The sequence below is a fragment of the Mariniflexile sp. TRM1-10 genome, from assembly GCF_003425985.1.
Taxonomy (GTDB): Bacteria; Bacteroidota; Bacteroidia; order Flavobacteriales; family Flavobacteriaceae; genus Mariniflexile.
The window spans coordinates 1668350-1683769 of the sequence record NZ_CP022985.1 but is presented as its reverse complement, the minus strand read 5'-3'; the positions used below and the strand labels follow the sequence as shown (position 1 = coordinate 1683769).

18 protein-coding genes are annotated in these 15420 nt (G+C 33.5%); 15 read left to right on the top strand and 3 right to left on the bottom strand.

Translation table 11 applies throughout. The annotated features are described in order from the left end of the window. The first annotated feature begins 30 nt into the window (after positions 1 to 30). Positions 31 to 1311 carry a phosphoribosylamine--glycine ligase gene (purD, locus tag CJ739_RS07270; RefSeq protein ID WP_117173865.1) on the top strand — a complete coding sequence of 427 codons (1281 nt, stop codon included), beginning with the start codon at positions 31 to 33 and terminating at the stop codon, positions 1309 to 1311. A gap of 148 nt (positions 1312 to 1459) precedes the next feature. On the opposite strand, the gene CJ739_RS07265 is transcribed toward purD, so the two are convergent. Next, positions 1460 to 1687 carry a DUF6341 family protein gene (locus tag CJ739_RS07265; RefSeq protein WP_117173863.1) on the bottom strand — a complete coding sequence of 76 codons (228 nt, stop codon included), beginning with the start codon at positions 1685 to 1687 and terminating at the stop codon, positions 1460 to 1462. A 70-nt stretch (positions 1688 to 1757) separates the two neighbouring features. Between CJ739_RS07265 and CJ739_RS07260 the strand changes: the two genes are divergently transcribed. Continuing rightward, the gene (locus tag CJ739_RS07260; RefSeq protein WP_117173861.1) at positions 1758 to 2681 is read left to right on the top strand and encodes a DUF6427 family protein; all 924 of its coding nucleotides are present in this window, start codon (positions 1758 to 1760) and stop codon (positions 2679 to 2681) included. On the opposite strand, the gene upp is transcribed toward CJ739_RS07260, so the two are convergent. Next, positions 2670 to 3329, bottom strand: coding sequence for a uracil phosphoribosyltransferase (upp, locus tag CJ739_RS07255; protein WP_117173859.1), 660 nt, complete (start codon positions 3327 to 3329; stop codon positions 2670 to 2672). The genes CJ739_RS07260 and upp overlap by 12 nt on opposite strands. A 75-nt stretch (positions 3330 to 3404) precedes the next feature. Here upp and CJ739_RS07250 point away from each other — a divergent pair, with 75 nt between their 5' ends. Continuing rightward, positions 3405 to 4010 carry a DUF4254 domain-containing protein gene (locus CJ739_RS07250; protein WP_117173857.1) on the top strand — a complete coding sequence of 202 codons (606 nt, stop codon included), beginning with the start codon at positions 3405 to 3407 and terminating at the stop codon, positions 4008 to 4010. A gap of 49 nt (positions 4011 to 4059) precedes the next feature. Next, positions 4060 to 5079 carry a glycosyltransferase family 9 protein gene (locus tag CJ739_RS07245; protein ID WP_236951622.1) on the top strand — a complete coding sequence of 340 codons (1020 nt, stop codon included), beginning with the start codon at positions 4060 to 4062 and terminating at the stop codon, positions 5077 to 5079. A 42-nt stretch (positions 5080 to 5121) separates the two neighbouring features. Here CJ739_RS07245 and CJ739_RS07240 read toward each other — a convergent pair whose 3' ends face one another. After that, a complete protein-coding gene (locus CJ739_RS07240; RefSeq protein WP_117178808.1) occupies positions 5122 to 6177 on the bottom strand; it encodes a ferredoxin--NADP reductase in 1056 nt (351 codons plus the stop codon). 161 nt (positions 6178 to 6338) lie between these two features. On the opposite strand from CJ739_RS07240, the gene CJ739_RS07235 reads away from it, so the two are divergent. From CJ739_RS07235 to atpH, 11 genes are all read left to right on the top strand, one after another. Beyond that, on the top strand, positions 6339 to 6743 hold the full coding sequence (locus CJ739_RS07235) for a DUF2059 domain-containing protein (RefSeq protein WP_117173853.1): 405 nt from the start codon (positions 6339 to 6341) through the stop codon (positions 6741 to 6743). A 3-nt stretch (positions 6744 to 6746) separates the two neighbouring features. Then, positions 6747 to 8225 (top strand): DUF5687 family protein, encoded by a 1479-nt coding sequence (locus CJ739_RS07230; protein ID WP_117173851.1) that lies wholly within the window; start codon positions 6747 to 6749, stop codon positions 8223 to 8225. 12 nt (positions 8226 to 8237) lie between these two features. Next, positions 8238 to 8945, top strand: a complete 708-nt coding sequence (locus CJ739_RS07225; RefSeq protein ID WP_117173849.1) for an ABC transporter ATP-binding protein — start codon at positions 8238 to 8240, stop codon at positions 8943 to 8945. A gap of 293 nt (positions 8946 to 9238) precedes the next feature. Then, the gene (porW, locus tag CJ739_RS07220) at positions 9239 to 11812 is read left to right on the top strand and encodes a type IX secretion system periplasmic lipoprotein PorW/SprE (protein WP_236951621.1); all 2574 of its coding nucleotides are present in this window, start codon (positions 9239 to 9241) and stop codon (positions 11810 to 11812) included. Positions 11813 to 11816: 4 nt separating this feature from the next. After that, positions 11817 to 12239, top strand: coding sequence for a bactofilin family protein (locus tag CJ739_RS07215; protein ID WP_117173845.1), 423 nt, complete (start codon positions 11817 to 11819; stop codon positions 12237 to 12239). Next, positions 12196 to 12429 carry an AtpZ/AtpI family protein gene (locus tag CJ739_RS20700; RefSeq protein WP_257791457.1) on the top strand — a complete coding sequence of 78 codons (234 nt, stop codon included), beginning with the start codon at positions 12196 to 12198 and terminating at the stop codon, positions 12427 to 12429. The genes CJ739_RS07215 and CJ739_RS20700 overlap by 44 nt, the downstream gene beginning before the upstream one ends. Then, positions 12429 to 12824: a hypothetical protein gene (locus CJ739_RS07205; RefSeq protein WP_117173843.1), complete on the top strand. Its 396-nt coding sequence runs from the start codon at positions 12429 to 12431 to the stop codon at positions 12822 to 12824. Before CJ739_RS20700 ends, CJ739_RS07205 begins: the two co-directional genes overlap by 1 nt. A gap of 101 nt (positions 12825 to 12925) precedes the next feature. After that, positions 12926 to 14029: a F0F1 ATP synthase subunit A gene (atpB, locus tag CJ739_RS07200; protein ID WP_117173841.1), complete on the top strand. Its 1104-nt coding sequence runs from the start codon at positions 12926 to 12928 to the stop codon at positions 14027 to 14029. Between the two features lie 67 nt (positions 14030 to 14096). Then, positions 14097 to 14288 (top strand): ATP synthase F0 subunit C, encoded by a 192-nt coding sequence (gene atpE, locus CJ739_RS07195; protein ID WP_162880152.1) that lies wholly within the window; start codon positions 14097 to 14099, stop codon positions 14286 to 14288. Between the two features lie 76 nt (positions 14289 to 14364). Then, positions 14365 to 14865 (top strand): F0F1 ATP synthase subunit B, encoded by a 501-nt coding sequence (locus tag CJ739_RS07190; protein WP_117173837.1) that lies wholly within the window; start codon positions 14365 to 14367, stop codon positions 14863 to 14865. Positions 14866 to 14869: 4 nt separating this feature from the next. Continuing rightward, complete coding sequence (gene atpH, locus CJ739_RS07185; protein WP_117173835.1) at positions 14870 to 15406, top strand: ATP synthase F1 subunit delta; 537 nt, start codon at positions 14870 to 14872, stop codon at positions 15404 to 15406. Positions 15407 to 15420: the final 14 nt, after the last annotated feature.

Genomic DNA, 15420 nt, shown 5'->3' with positions numbered 1-15420 from the left:
TATGAATATGGGAATCTAAAAAATAATACAATGAATATCTTAATTCTTGGTTCTGGCGGAAGAGAACACACTTTTGCTTGGAAAATTGCCCAAAGCCCGTTATGCAAAAACTTATTTGTAGCTCCTGGAAACTCAGGAACAGCAAATATTGCGACCAATGTAAATATTGGAGTTACCGATTTTAAGGCGATTAAAGAATTAGTTTTAAAGAAAAGCATAGATATGGTTGTAGTGGGACCAGAAGACCCATTAGTACAGGGAGTACACGACTATTTTTTAAACGATGAAGCCATAAAACATGTATCGGTAATTGGCCCACAAAAAGTTGCTGCTGAATTAGAAGGCAGTAAAGAGTTTGCTAAAGAATTTTTATACCGTCATAACATTCCAACTGCAGCTTACGAAAGTTTTACTAAAGAAACAGTTGAAAAAGGCTATGTGTTTTTAGAAACTTTAAATCCGCCATATGTATTAAAAGCCGATGGATTGGCAGCAGGGAAAGGTGTTGTTATTTTAAATGATTTAGATGAAGCCAAAGCTGAATTAAAAAGCATGTTAGTAGACGCTAAATTCGGTCAAGCAAGCACCAAAGTGGTTATTGAAGAGTTTTTAGACGGTATTGAGTTAAGCTGTTTTGTACTTACAGATGGTAAAAACTATAAAATATTACCAACAGCTAAGGATTACAAACGTATAGGAGAAGGCGATACCGGCTTGAATACAGGCGGTATGGGAGCCGTATCTCCAGTGCCTTTTGCAACCGATGAATTTCTTAGTAAAATAGAAGAACGCATTGTAAAACCAACCATTAGCGGATTTAAAAAAGATAACTTACCGTATGTTGGTTTTGTATTTATAGGACTTATAAAAGTCGGTAACGATCCCAAAGTTATAGAATACAATGTACGCATGGGCGATCCAGAAACCGAAGTCGTTTTGCCAAGACTTAAAAACGATTTTGTTGAAATTCTTCAGGCCATGGCTAATGGAACTTTAGATAAAATAAATATCGAAATAGACGCGCGTGCTGCAACAACCATTATGTTAGTATCTGGAGGTTATCCAGGAGATTATGAAAAAGGAAAGGAAATTACAGGCATTGATGCGATTGAAGATTCTATTCCATTTCATGCTGGTGCACAATTGAAAGATGGTAAAGTGGTAACAACAGGTGGTCGTGTTATGGCAATAACATCCTATGGAAATACCTATCAAGAGGCCATAAAAAAATCTTACCAAAGTATAGAAAAACTACATTTTGATAAGATGTATTATCGTAAAGATATCGGATTTGATTTAGAGACTATTTAAATTTTGTTTTTGGAATGTTTTATAGGGTATCTTTTTGTTAGACGAAGGTATTTTAAGATTCATAGCCATAGCTATGGATCGAAAAATAGCTGATGTATGGCGGAAAAAGACACATAAAAGAGCCAAAGGATAAAACTAAAACAGTCTCTTATAGATAAGAATGCGAAGAAATACTTTTGTCTTCTTCGTTATTATCATTAAATGTTTTAAGTTGTTTCATCCAGTATACCATGGCAGCAAATCCGATGATAAGGAAAATCCAAGAAATGGCATTTGCAGCAAACCAATTTTCAAGCTCTAATGCTCTTAAGGCATCAAGCGGCTTAAAAAGGAAGTTAACAAATAAATCTTGTATAGCGTAAAATAAATCTTTCATGTGTGCTATTTATAGTTTTCTAACCAGCTTTAGTTAGTATATTTACGAAGCAAAAATACAAAAACAGTTAATGATAACAAGCATTTTTAATAAATCTAAGCCAATAAATTTTATCATTGTTCTTTTTATTACGGTTTTAGCTTTTATAACTGCCAGGGAAAATTTAGTAATCGAAACAGTAACAACCGCTTTCGTTGTTAAACAAATGGCTGTGTTTTTTATTTGTATAGCTACCATACTCATATTTAATTTTATTATTTCTAAGAATAATTTAACTAAAACCAATACCTACGAAATCTTATTATTCAGCTTGTTTTTATTAGCCATGGTTCAAACAACAAGCCATACGAATATTTTATTATCAAATCTTTTTGTGTTGTTAGGCTTAAGAAGAATTATAAGCTTACGTTCGCAAAAAAGTATTAAAAGCAAACTTTTTGATGCAGCTTTATGGGTAGCAGTAGCGTCATTGTTTTATTTTTGGGCCATACTTTTTGTTATTGTCATCATTCTGAGTTTAATATTTTATTCAGATAACAATATAAGACATTGGATAATCCCTTTTATAGGTGTAGCAACTGTTTTCAGCATTATGGTAGGTGTGTCTGTAGTTGTTTATTATGATTTTTTTGAAATATTTAAATCGTCTCGAAGTGTTAGTTATGATTTTAGTCCGTATAATTCTACTAAATATTTAATGGCCATAACCATGCTATTTTCTTTCGGGATATGGTCTTCCATATTTTATTTACAGAGCATTAAAAGGAAGAAAAAAGAATTAAGAGCCTCTTTTAAAATTGTTATCATAGCAGCTATTATGGCATTTGTATTGATACTGCTAGCACCTCAAAAAAATGGCAGCGAATTTTTATTTTTGTTTGCACCGCTCGCTATTATCATCACAAATTATATAGAAATTATAGAAGATAAATGGTTTAAGGAAGTGTTTCTTGCCGTTTTGGTGCTTATTCCATTTTTGTTGCTAATGCTGTAGTTTTTCTCCAAAAGCCAAATCGCCTGCATCACCTAAACCAGGAACAATATACCCTTTATCGTTTAAAGTGTCATCTATGGTTGTAATCCATAAATGGGTAGATGCATCAAAGTGATTTTCAACATAAGTAATGCCTTCCTGTGCCCCAATAACACTAACCAAATGGATTGCTTTAGGTGTTCCAAATGGTTTTAAAGCTTCAAAAGTAGTAACCATAGATTGTCCCGTTGCCAACATGGGGTCTGCTAAAATAAGTGTTTTACCTTCTAAATTTGGACAGGCCAAATATTCAACAATAATTTCAAAACTTTCTGTGTTGTGTTTGTGGTGCCTGTATGCCGAAATAAAGGCGTTTTCAGCAGCATCAAAATAATTGAGTAACCCATTGTGTAGCGGCACTCCAGCTCTTAAAATGGAGCACAAAACAATATCATTTTCTAATACATCTATAGAAGACGTTCCTAAAGGCGTTTCAACAGAAGTTGCTCTATAACTTAAAACCTTGCTCATTTCATAACCCATAATCTCGCCAATACGCTCTATATTTCTTCGAAAGCGCATACGGTCTTTTTGAATTGAAACGTCCCTAATCTCAGAAATAAAGGTGTTTAGAATAGAATTTTGTTGCGATATATTATGAATGTGCATAAGTTTCAATCTTTCATTTTGAATGATAAAGTTAATTATTTAGACTTATATTTACACTTTTAAAATTAATACATCATGTTTACAAGTAAAGCCAATAAAATATTTCAAGACGTTATTGAAAAATATCACATCATTAATACGGTTGAACAGCCCTTTGAAAATGCCTATCCAGAAAGTAATTTATTAGAACATTTATTATACAGAAAATGTTGGATAGATACCGTACAATGGCATTACGAAGATATTATTCGCGACCCACAAATAGACCCAGTTGCAGCTTTAACTTTGAAACGACAGATTGATGCTTCTAATCAAGATAGAACGGATATGGTAGAGTATATTGATAGCTATTTTTTAGAGCAATACAAGCATGTAACACCAAAGGAAAACGCAACAATAAATACTGAAAGTCCAGCTTGGGGTGTAGATAGATTATCCATCTTAGCGTTGAAAATCTATCACATGAATGAAGAAGCAACGCGTAGAGATGCCACTGATGCTCACCGTGCTGCCTGCCAAAAAAAGTTAGACATTTTGTTAGAGCAACGCGTTGATTTAAGTACAGCTATCGATACACTACTAAGTGATATTGAAAGGGGAGATAAATACATGAAGGTTTACAAGCAAATGAAAATGTATAATGATGATGAGCTTAACCCTGTTTTGAGAGGGCAAAAATAAATGTTTGTCATCCTGAACTAGTTTCAGGATCTCATCAATAGAAGTTGAGATGCCAAAAAAAATAAAGCACATACTCGTTATTCGTTTGTCCGCCATGGGCGATGTGGCTATGACTGTGCCCATTTTACGCGCATTGACACACCAATATCCACAAATTAAAATAACCGTTTTAACAAGACCTTTTTTTGCGCCTTTTTTTAAAAATTCACCAAATGTTTCGGTATATTCTGCAGATCTTAAAGAGAAACACAAGGGAGTCTTTGGACTTTATAAACTTTCAAAAGAGTTAAGGAATTTAGGAATTGATGCGGTAGCGGACTTGCATAATGTGTTGCGAAGCAAAATCTTGAAATTATTTTTATTTGGAATAAAAACAGTTCAAATAGACAAAGGCAGAGCCGAAAAGAAGGCATTGGTTAGGGGTGAAAAATTTCAACAACTTAAAACAACGCATAAACGCTACATGGACGTTTTTGAAGCCTTAGGTTTTAAGTTAGATCTGTCAAATCCAACCTTTCCGGAAAAATCAATTTTAAATGATCGAATCAAATCAATTTTAGGAGATGTTTCTAAAAAAAGGATAGGAGTTGCCCCTTTTGCTGCCCATGAAGGAAAAATGTATCCTTTAGATGCCATGAAAGACGTTATTAAAGCACTTTCAAAAGATTATAAAGTGGTTTTATTTGGAGGCGGACAAAAAGAAATCGGCATTTTAAATGAGTTTGAAACTGCTTTTGAAAACGTTGTTAATGTTGCAGGAAAACTTTCGATAGACGAAGAATTAGACGTTATTTCTAATCTAGATGTGATGCTTTCTATGGATTCAGGAAATGCACACATGGCTGCTATGTTAGGTGTAAAAGTAGTTAGCATTTGGGGCGTAACGCACCCGTTTGCAGGTTTTGCACCATTTAAGCAACCGGAAGATTACGCGCTGTTATCAGACAGAAACCAATTTCCAAAAATTCCAACGTCGGTTTACGGCAATAAATATCCAGAAAACTACAAAGAAGCTTCTAGAAGTATTTCACCAGAAACTATTATTGAAAAGATAAAAATGATACTCTAAAAGGTCTAAAGCAAAGCGTGTTCTAACAATCTAAATTTCTAACTATACATCATCATAATCCACCACGATACTCGGTGTTGTAGGGTGCGCTTGACAAGTAAGTATTAATCCTTGAGCTACTTCATTTTCGGTTAAGATATTGTTTTGTCGCATAATAACTTCACCTTCCTTTAAACGCGCTAAACAACTACTGCAAATGCCACCTTGACACGAATATGGTGCATCAATATCTTCATCTAAAGCTGCTTCTAGAACCGTTTGTTTTTGAGACATTTCAAAAGTAGTGGTCTCATCATCAACGGTTACAGTTACCATTGTTTTTCCAGAAGGGGCTGCTTTTTCTTCAACTTCAACAGGTTTTGCTGCTTTAAAAAGCTCAAAATGAATACGGTCTGCATCAATACCATTATTGGTTAACACATCTTTTACGGTATGAATCATGGCTTCGGGTCCGCAAAGGTAAAAGGCATCAACCTCTACATGTTTATGCTTATTAAGCATCACATAATTAACGGTGCTCTTTTCAATGCGACCAAAAATAGAATCGTCTTTATCTTGTTTGCTAAATACAAACTGTATGGAAAAACGGTCTTTATACTGATGTTGAAGCTCTAAAAGTTCGTTTAAAAACATGGTGTCTTCGGTAGACTTGTTTCCATAAACCAAAATAACTTTACTATATACTTCCTCTTCCAAAGCACATTTTATAATGCTTAAAATAGGTGTAATTCCGCTTCCTGCTGCAAATGCCGCTATATTTTTTGTTTTAGAATCGTTAGGTTCAAAAACAAAACGCCCTTTTGGTGGTGCCACTTCTATGGTATCACCAACGTTTAGGCTATTATTTGCATAGGCCGAAAAAGTACCGTCTTTAACCTCTTTTACGGCTACCTGAAGCTCACCACTTTTTGGTGATGCACAAATAGAATAATCGCGCCGCACCTCACTATCATTAAGGGTTGCTTTTAAGGTAATATACTGTCCTGCTTTAAAAGAAAAAGTAGATTTTAGGTTTTCGGGCACATTAAAAGCAATACTTATAGCTTTGTTGGCTTCTTTTTTTATATTTTTAATCGAGAGTTTGTAGAATGATGACATGTGTAAATTTTTGACAAAAATACTAAAGTTGAATTGTAATACCATTTAATCTTTGAAATTACTGTAAGAAGTGATTTAAACTTTTTCTTTTACCTGTAACAATTAATGTAAAAGCCTTACTAACAAATAGAATTTAATAAATAACCTATAAAACCATCAAAATGAAAAAATTATTATTAGTATCCATGTTTTTAGTTGCCGTGGTAACTCAAGCCCAAGAAGCTTCTGATTTTAAAACAGAAACTATTGAATTTATAAAATTAACTGGCGCTGGTGCTGCGTTTGATAATGCCATTTCTCAAATAGGCCTCAATGTACCCGAAGCTAATAAAGAAGCATATACTAAAGAAGCCTCTGCGACATTAGAAGGGTTATATGGTAAAATTGCCGATTTATATATGGAGGAATTTACCGAAAGTGAAATAAAGGAATTAGTCGCGTTCTACCATACCGATTTAGGAAAAAAATTAGCAACAAAACAATTGGGTTTAACCCAAAGAGCGATGGCTTTTGGACAGTCTTGGGGCATGGAAGTGGGTCAGATAGCTCAAAAATATAACGAGTAGGGAATGATTAAAAACTTTTTAAGTTTAGAATGGAAGTCTTTTTTTAGGTCTGCCAACTTTGGAAAAGGGTTGGCTATAAAAATACTCATGGTGTTTTTAGCACTCTATTTTATAGCTATTTTTTTAGGCATGGGCTTTGTTTTATATCCAGGACTTAAAAAGGCTTTTCCGGATAAAGACCCGTTAATCATCGTAAACAGTATGTTGTTCTATTGGATTATTGCTGATTTGGTTTTTAGGTTTTTCTTTCAAAAGCTACCAGTTATGGCTGTAAAGCCTTTGTTACTACTACCCATTAAAAGAAAGGAAATTGTAAACTATGTTTTAGGAAAATCGGTAACCTCTTTTTTTAATTTGTTGCCTCTTTTTGCCATTATTCCATTTGGTATTACGTTAATAGTACAAGATTATCCAACAGTTTCGGTGTTAACTTGGATGCTAACTTTAATGTTGGTAACGCTCATCATTAATTTTCTAAATTTTATTATTGAAAATTTTTCAACTGAAATAGAACTATCCTTTTTACCTATTATAAGTGTTGTAGGAGGCTTATTTGCAATTGACTATTTCAATATTATTTTGTTTTCTGAAATTTTTTCCGATGGGGTTGAGGCTATTTATAAGTCACCTGTCTTTATTATAATTCCGATTTTAATTTTAGTGGTTTTATATGCCATTAATTTTAAATTATTAAGAAAAAAACTGTTTCTTGATAGTGGCTTAAAAGAAAAAGTAAGGGAAGTACAAACTTCAAATTTAGATTGGACTAAGAATTTTGGAACTATTGCCCCTTTTATGCAATTGGATTTAAAACTAATTTGGCGTAATAAACGAACCAAATCATCTGTTTGGTTGGTATTAATAGGCTTATTCTATGGCTTGTTTTTTTATCCGCAGCCAACTTATCAAAACATGCCGTGGTTTTTTGCGTTTATTGGCATTTTTTCAACAGGCATTTTTTTAATCAATTTTGGGCAGTTTATCCCTGCTTGGGATAGTGGTTACTATAAACTGCTCATGAGCCAGAATATCAAATACGAACAATACCTACGATCTAAATTTACATTAATGGCATTAAGTGTCGTCATATTATTTGTTTTGGGTATTCCGTATGTGTTCTTTGGGTGGAAAATTTTATTGGCACATTTTGTTGCAGCCATTTATAATATAGGTGTTAACACACATGTTATTTTATATGGCGGTTCTTTTAATAGAAAAAAGATAGATTTAAACCAAAAAGCAGCCTTTAACTACCAAGGTACAGGTGCTGTGCAATGGCTTATAGGGATTCCATTATTACTTATTCCTATGGGGATATTTGCCTTGTTTTATTTCCTAATTGGGTTTGAATTGGCTTGTTTGGTTTTGGCCATACTGGGCATTTTGGGTATTGTGTTTCATCAAAAACTAATGAAAGGCATTACAGCCAAATATTTACAATCAAAATATAAAATGATTGATGCTTTCAATCAAAATAACTAACAAAAAAACATCATGATAATAACTTCAAACTTATCAAAAAAATATAACGGCAATTTAGTTTTGAATATTGAATCTTTAACCATTCCCAAAGGACAAAGTTTTGGGTTGGTGGGCAATAACGGCGCTGGTAAAACTACTTATTTTAGCTTGCTTTTGGATTTAATTCAGCCAACAACGGGTTTTATAAAAACAAACGATATACACGTAAATAAAAGTGAAGATTGGAAACCTTTTACCGCTGCTTTTATTGATGAAAGTTTTTTAATTGGCTATTTAACTGCTGAAGAATACTTTTATTTTATTGGCGAATTACGGAATCAAAACAAGGCAGACGTAGATAAATTAATAGCACAGTTTGAAGATTTTTTTCATGGTGAAATACTAAATCAGAAAAAGTATTTACGCGATTTAAGTAAAGGAAACCAAAAAAAAGTAGGTATTGTGGCTGCTTTAATTGGAAACCCTGAGGTTATTATTCTAGATGAACCCTTTGCTAATTTAGATCCAACCACACAAATCCGATTAAAAGGCATCATTAAAAATCTAGCTGAAAAACAAGGCGTTACAGTGTTGATTTCTAGTCATGATTTAATGCATATAACCGATGTTTGTGAACGTATTGTGGTACTTGAAAAAGGTGAAGTTGTAAAAGATTTGGCAACCAATGCCGCTACTTTAAAAGAATTGGAAGCCCATTTTTCGGGAGCTGAGGTTGTTTAGGGTTTAGTCGCAGGTTTAATAGTAGTAGTTTAAACCATCATCCGTCTTTGGTCTTCCGTCATCCGCATTTTCCAACTTCGTGCCTTCGCGTCCTTGCGCCTTAGCGAGCAAAATTTCTAGGTTTCACAAAGAAAGTATCTTACAACAATGTGCCATACAACCAAATAAGCAACCTCACTTCATCCAAAAACCACGTCATTTTATGGGTTAATCGAAAAAGATGCTTATTTTTACCTGCTTACATAATATAAGCATAAGTTTATAGTTATTTATTTAGACTAAAAATGTCAGCATTGAAAATACCTTTTAAAGCAACCTTAGTTTTTGCCTGTTCTATTTTATTGTTAGTAAGTTGTTCTAGAAAAAAGGACAAGTTTATTAACAGAAATTTCCATGCTGTTACAGCAGAATTCAATGCACTTTACAATGGTTATAATGCTCTAGAAGCAGGGAAAAGCAGTTTAAACGATAGCTACCAAGATAATTATTGGGACGTTTTGCCTATTGAGCGTATGCAAATCTCAGAAGAGGTGATGCTGCCAGGGCAATCAAAAAACGAAAATTTTACCACTGCCGAAGAAAAAGCAGTAAAAGCCATTCAAAAACATAGCATTACGGTTGAAGGCAAAGAAAAAAATCCGCAAATGGATGAAGCCTATTTGCTTTTAGGAAAAGCCAGATATTTTGACCAGCGTTTTGTGCCTGCTCTAGAAGCATTTAATTATATTCTTTACAAATACCCTGCAAGTGATAAGATAAACCAAGCGAAGATTTGGCGCGAAAAAACCAATATGCGTTTAGATAACGATGAACTTGCCATTAAAAACTTAAAGCGGTTGTTAAAACAAGAAGAGTTGGAAGGGCAAGATTTAGCCGATGCCACATCTATGTTGGCACAAGCGTACTTAAATACAAAATCGGTTGATAGTGCCATTACCCAACTGGAAATAGCTTCAAACGCTACAAAAAATGATGACGAACGTGGACGTTATAAATTCATTCAAGGGCAATTATATAATGAATTAGGCGAAAAAGACAGTGCCAATTTGGCTTTTGATCAAGTTATTGAACTCAATCGTAAAACGCCTCGTATTTATATGATAAGTGCCCATATCGAAAAGATTAAAAATTTCGATTATGAAAAAGGCAATAAGTTTGAGCTATTAGAATTAATTACCGAACTAGAAGAAAACCGCGAAAACCGCCCCTTTTTAGATAAAATTTACCATCAAAAGGCAGTATATTATTTGCAGAACAAGTCCGATACTTTAGCCATTACATACTTTAATAAATCGTTGCGAACCAATTCTCCCGATAAAATTTTAAGAGCTAAAAATTACGAAACTCTTGGGGATATGAATTTTGATAAATCCATTTACCAAGAAGCAGGAAACTATTACGATAGTACCATGACAAGTTTGGTTTTAAATTCGAAACCATACCGTATTATAAAACGCAAACGCGATAATTTAGAAGACGTTATTTATTACGAAGCCATTGCCAAAGTTAATGACAGTATTTTAAATTTAGTAAACCTAACGGAAGACGAACGCATTGCTTATTTTGATGGATTTATTGAAAAGTTAAAAATAAAAGCAGAAAAAGAAAAGGAAAAAGCCGAAGCTGCTGAACGCAACACAGGTTTGGTAACGGTTAACAATAACTTGGCAGGAAACCAACCAGTTCGTACGGGGACGCCAACACAAGCAGCTATGTTTTATTTTTACAACCCAACCACAGTGGCTTATGGTAAGAATGAATTTGTAAAAATTTGGGGAGATAGAGCCTTGGAAGATAATTGGAGATGGTCTAACAAAGGAAATTCAGGTGCAATAAATAATTCACCAGTAAGCAATCTTTTAGTAACGGCTTCAGAAGACGAACTATTCGATCCACAATTCTACATGTCTAAAATTCCTTCCGAAGCAAAAGAAATTGATAGTATTTCTAAGGAAAGAAATTATGCCTATTACCAATTAGGATTGATTTATAAAGAGAAATTTAAAGAATACGAATTGGCAAAAAGTAAATTTCAAAACTTACTTAATAGCAATCCTGAAGACCGATTAATCTTGCCTTCAAAATACAATCTGTATAAAATTTATGAGCTTTTAGGAGAAGATGCTGAAGCTGCCATTGCAAAAACGGATATTGTTTCAAATTACCCAGAATCCAGATACGCTACTATTTTAAACAACCCAGAATTGGCATCTGCCAAAGACGAAAATAGTCCCGAAAGTTTGTATGAAGCACTATATCAGAAATTTGAAAAACAAGAATATGTCGAGGTAATCTCTAAATGTGAAGAATACATTAAAACGTTTGATGGTGAACCCATTGTACCGAAATTAGAACTTCTGAAAGCAACTTCAATAGGACGTTTGTATGGTTTAGAGGCTTATGCAAAAGCCATTAATTACGTTGCAATTACTTTTGCCAATACACCCGAAGGTAAACAAGCACAAGAAATTGAAACCAATGTATTGCCACGATTAACAAGTTCAGAATTCATTCAAGAAAATGATAGTATAACAGACAACTATAAAGTGATTTTTAAATTTGAAAACCCAAAGCAAGACCAAGTTGCTAGCTTTCAAAAAACATTGGATGAGGTATTAAAAAATATAAAATACTATGCGTTAAACTCATCGGTTGATGTGTACGACCCTAACACCACATTTGTATTAGTTCATGGATTAAAAAATGCCCAAGTGGCAAAAACCTTTAACCAGTTACTTACAAAAGAAGATAAGAAAAAAATTAAAGAACCTTATTTTGCAATAACATCTGCAAATTATCAAACCATTCAAATCCATAAGAATTTGGATGCCTATTTAAATACAGGTAATAACACTATAAATAAATAGCATTATGTTTTCAGAGAACAAAAAAGAGAAACAGTCTATAGAAGGCTTATCCAGTCAGAATATTATTTCGCAAGGCACTAAAATAGTTGGCGATTTTAATAGTGAAGGCGATTTTAGAATTGACGGAACCTTAGAAGGTAACATAAAAACCTCTGGTAAAGTGGTAGTAGGGAAATCAGGATTAGTAAAGGGTACCTTGCAAGGAACTGATGCTTATTTTGAAGGTAAATTTTCCGGGAAATTAGCAATATCTGGCACGTTAACCTTAAAATCATCAGCAGTAATTGAAGGTGAAGTTGTTGCAGGAAAACTAGCAGTTGAACCAGGCGCCACATTTAATGTGACTTGTATTATGAAAGGGACCGTAAAAGAAATGAACAAAGGTGGGCAACAACAACAAGGAACAGGATCCGAAAAAACCGCTTAAAAATGCCGTTATCCTTACTGGAATAGCATTTCAAATGGGTATAACTATTTACCTTTTTATTATGCTAGGTAAGTGGTTAGACACAAAATTTTCTAACGGTGGAAAGTTATTCTTAATTATAGGCACGCTGCTTGGTGTTGCCATTTCTCTCTATGTTGTTTTGCAGCAATTAAAGAAGTTTAATAATTAATGAGGAAATTATTAATAGTAAATATTTTAACAATAGCTAGTGTGTCTATTGTTACCTATTTTATTTATATTTCTATTCTACAATATATACAAGCACCCATACTTCAAAATCAGATTCTATTGGCTTATGTTATCAATACCATATTGGCAATAGGTATTATGTCGTTTATGTTTTTGTTTAAAAAACGTTTTAAAGATCAGTTAGGATTTATTTTTATGTTGGGTAGTTTTATAAAGTTTGCATGCTTTTTTGTTTTCTTTTATCCAGCGTACAATTCAGACGGAGATATAACACGTGACGAATTTTTGTCATTTTTTATTCCGTACTCCATTTGCTTGATAACTGAAACCGTAACATCTATAAGGCTTCTCAACAGATTAGACGCTAATGAATAAGTAAAAAATAACCCTTGTAAATAATGTGAAATTTTGTTTTTTGATTTTAAGATAAAAACATACCTTTGCACCGATTTTTAGCCCACTATTAATTAAGTGATATGCAAAATATAATGTCATTAAAAACTATCTGTTTGTTGCTTGTCTTTATGACAAGCCTTTCTTTTGCTCAAGAAAAGATGCATCTAGAAGAAATTGCCCCTGAAGTAGAAGGCAAACAAGGTTTAAAGGAAGAAATAAAAGAATACATTAATCATCACTTATTAGATTCCCACGATTTTGGTTTATATTCTTATGAAAACGATGAAGGGGAAAATGTCCACATTGGTTTTCCGCTTCCAGTAATTTTATGGGATAATGGGTTGCAAGTGTTTTCATCATCTAAATTACATCACGGCGAGTCTGTAGCTGAGGTTAATGGAAATTACTACAAATTATATCACGGCAAAATTTATAAAACAAATGCTGAAGGAGATATTCACCTTGATGAGCATCATCACCCAACAAACTTCAAGCCTTTAGATTTTTCAATCACTAAAAACGTATTTACCATTTTCTTAGTAGGCTTGTTAATATTCTTTATGTTTAGAAGAATGGCTAAGTCTTACCAGAAAGGAGCATTGCCAAAAGGTATGGGGCGTTTATTAGAGCCAATCGTACTCTATATTCGCGACGATATTGCAATTCCAAATATTGGAAAAAAACACTATAAGCGTTATATGAGTTTCTTGTTGACTGTGTTTTTCTTTATCTGGATTATCAATTTATTAGGGTTAACACCGCTTGGTGTTAACGTAACAAACAATATTGCTGTAACATTAGCATTAGCGCTATTAACTTATTTAATAACAACGTTTACTGCAAACAAAAATTATTGGGGACATATTTTCTGGATGCCTGGGGTGCCATGGCCAATGAAAATTATTTTAGCGCCAATAGAATTACTAGGTACATTTATTAAGCCTTTCTCTTTATTAATTCGTTTGTATGCAAATATTACTGCAGGACACATTGTATTAATGAGTATTATTGGTTTAATGTTTATCTTTAAAAACTGGTTAGGAAGTTCATTATCATTTGGTTTGGCATTCGTGCTAGCTTTGTTAGAACTTTTAGTGGCAGCTTTGCAAGCATATATCTTTACAATGTTATCGGCATTGTATTTTGGGTCTGCTGTAGAAGAGCATCACCACGATGACCATTAAATTATAGTTTTTAATTTCCATGCAGATGGAAATCTGAATTGAGTGTTTAATTTTTAATATATATATTATGACTATTCCAAACATTGTAGGAGCTGGTTTAATTGTTATCGGTGCTGGTATTGGTATTGGTAGAATTGGTGGACAAGCTATGGAAGCGATCGCTCGCCAACCAGAAGCCTCAGGAAAAATCCAAACAGCTATGCTTATTGCAGCTGCACTTATTGAAGGTATTGGATTTGCTGCTTTATTTGCAGCTTAAAAAACAAAAACAGCTATAACGGTTGGTTATAGCTGTTTTTTAAATTAAAAATTAACTCGTATAACAAGATATATAAATGGAAAAACTAATTGAACAATTTTCATTCGGATTATTCTTCTGGCAATTATTATTATTTGTTGGATTGGTACTTTTATTAAAAAAGTTTGCTTGGAAACCAATTCTTGACGCTGTAGAGAAAAGAGAAGAAGGTATTAAAGGTGCATTAGAATCTGCTGAAAAAGCAAGATTGGAAATGCAAAACCTTCAAGCCGACAACCAAAAGTTATTAAAAGAGGCAAGAGCAGAGCGCGAAGACATGTTAAAAGAGGCAAGAGAGATTAAAAACAAAATGATTGAAGATGCCAAAAGTGAAGCGCAAGAACAAGCTAACAAAATGATCGCTCAAGCAACAGCAGCTATCGAAAGCGAAAAGAAAGTTGCTATGGCTGAACTTAAAGGTCAAGTTGCTGGTTTATCTTTAGAAATAGCTGAAAAAGTAGTACGTCGCGAATTATCTAGCAAAGACAGACAAGAAGAATTGGTTGAGTCTATGTTAAGTGAAGCTAAATTAAACTAATAACATGGCAGGAGCAAGAGCAGCAATACGTTACGCAAAAGCAGTATTAAGTTTAGCATCAGACAGAAAAACAATCGATGCTGTAAATGAGGATATGAAGCTCATTGCCAATACTATTGCACAAAGTAAAGACTTAAGCGATGCGCTTCAAAGCCCTGTACTGAGTGCTTCAGTTAAAAAAGCGGTTTTATTAGAGGTTTTTAAACAATCAGATAAAACAACTTTAAGCTTAATTGATACTTTAGTAGCAAACAATAGAATTGATATTTTAGAAGATGTTGCTGTAAAATACAGTCAGTTATTCGATCAATCTAAAGGTATTGAGGTCGCTACGGTAACAACCGCAATCGCTTTAACCGATGCTTTAAAACAAAAAGTATTGGCAAAAGCAAAAGAACTTACAGGAAAAGATATTGAAGTACAAAGTATTGTAGATGAAAGCATTTTAGGAGGTTTCATTTTACGAATTGGCGATTTACAATATAATGCAAGTATAGCAAATCAATTAAGTAAATTAAAAAGAGAATTCACATTAAACTAAAATAATTCAGAATT

What these genes read in the sequence shown, in the direction of transcription:
- CJ739_RS07225 (WP_117173849.1), top strand. Translation starts at nt 8,238, where the DNA reads ATGATAATAACTTCAAACTTATCAAAAAAATATAACGGCAATTTAGTT.
- atpE (WP_162880152.1), top strand. Translation starts at nt 14,097, where the DNA reads ATGACTATTCCAAACATTGTAGGAGCTGGTTTAATTGTTATCGGTGCT.
- CJ739_RS07245 (WP_236951622.1), top strand. Translation starts at nt 4,060, where the DNA reads ATGCCAAAAAAAATAAAGCACATACTCGTTATTCGTTTGTCCGCCATG.
- atpH (WP_117173835.1), top strand. Translation starts at nt 14,870, where the DNA reads ATGGCAGGAGCAAGAGCAGCAATACGTTACGCAAAAGCAGTATTAAGT.
- CJ739_RS07250 (WP_117173857.1), top strand. Translation starts at nt 3,405, where the DNA reads ATGTTTACAAGTAAAGCCAATAAAATATTTCAAGACGTTATTGAAAAA.
- atpB (WP_117173841.1), top strand. Translation starts at nt 12,926, where the DNA reads ATGCAAAATATAATGTCATTAAAAACTATCTGTTTGTTGCTTGTCTTT.
- CJ739_RS07190 (WP_117173837.1), top strand. Translation starts at nt 14,365, where the DNA reads ATGGAAAAACTAATTGAACAATTTTCATTCGGATTATTCTTCTGGCAA.
- CJ739_RS07205 (WP_117173843.1), top strand. Translation starts at nt 12,429, where the DNA reads ATGAGGAAATTATTAATAGTAAATATTTTAACAATAGCTAGTGTGTCT.
- upp (WP_117173859.1), bottom strand. Translation starts at nt 3,329, where the DNA reads ATGCACATTCATAATATATCGCAACAAAATTCTATTCTAAACACCTTT.
- purD (WP_117173865.1), top strand. Translation starts at nt 31, where the DNA reads ATGAATATCTTAATTCTTGGTTCTGGCGGAAGAGAACACACTTTTGCT.
- CJ739_RS07230 (WP_117173851.1), top strand. Translation starts at nt 6,747, where the DNA reads ATGATTAAAAACTTTTTAAGTTTAGAATGGAAGTCTTTTTTTAGGTCT.
- CJ739_RS07235 (WP_117173853.1), top strand. Translation starts at nt 6,339, where the DNA reads ATGAAAAAATTATTATTAGTATCCATGTTTTTAGTTGCCGTGGTAACT.
- CJ739_RS07265 (WP_117173863.1), bottom strand. Translation starts at nt 1,687, where the DNA reads ATGAAAGATTTATTTTACGCTATACAAGATTTATTTGTTAACTTCCTT.
- CJ739_RS07215 (WP_117173845.1), top strand. Translation starts at nt 11,817, where the DNA reads ATGTTTTCAGAGAACAAAAAAGAGAAACAGTCTATAGAAGGCTTATCC.
- CJ739_RS07260 (WP_117173861.1), top strand. Translation starts at nt 1,758, where the DNA reads ATGATAACAAGCATTTTTAATAAATCTAAGCCAATAAATTTTATCATT.
- CJ739_RS07240 (WP_117178808.1), bottom strand. Translation starts at nt 6,177, where the DNA reads ATGTCATCATTCTACAAACTCTCGATTAAAAATATAAAAAAAGAAGCC.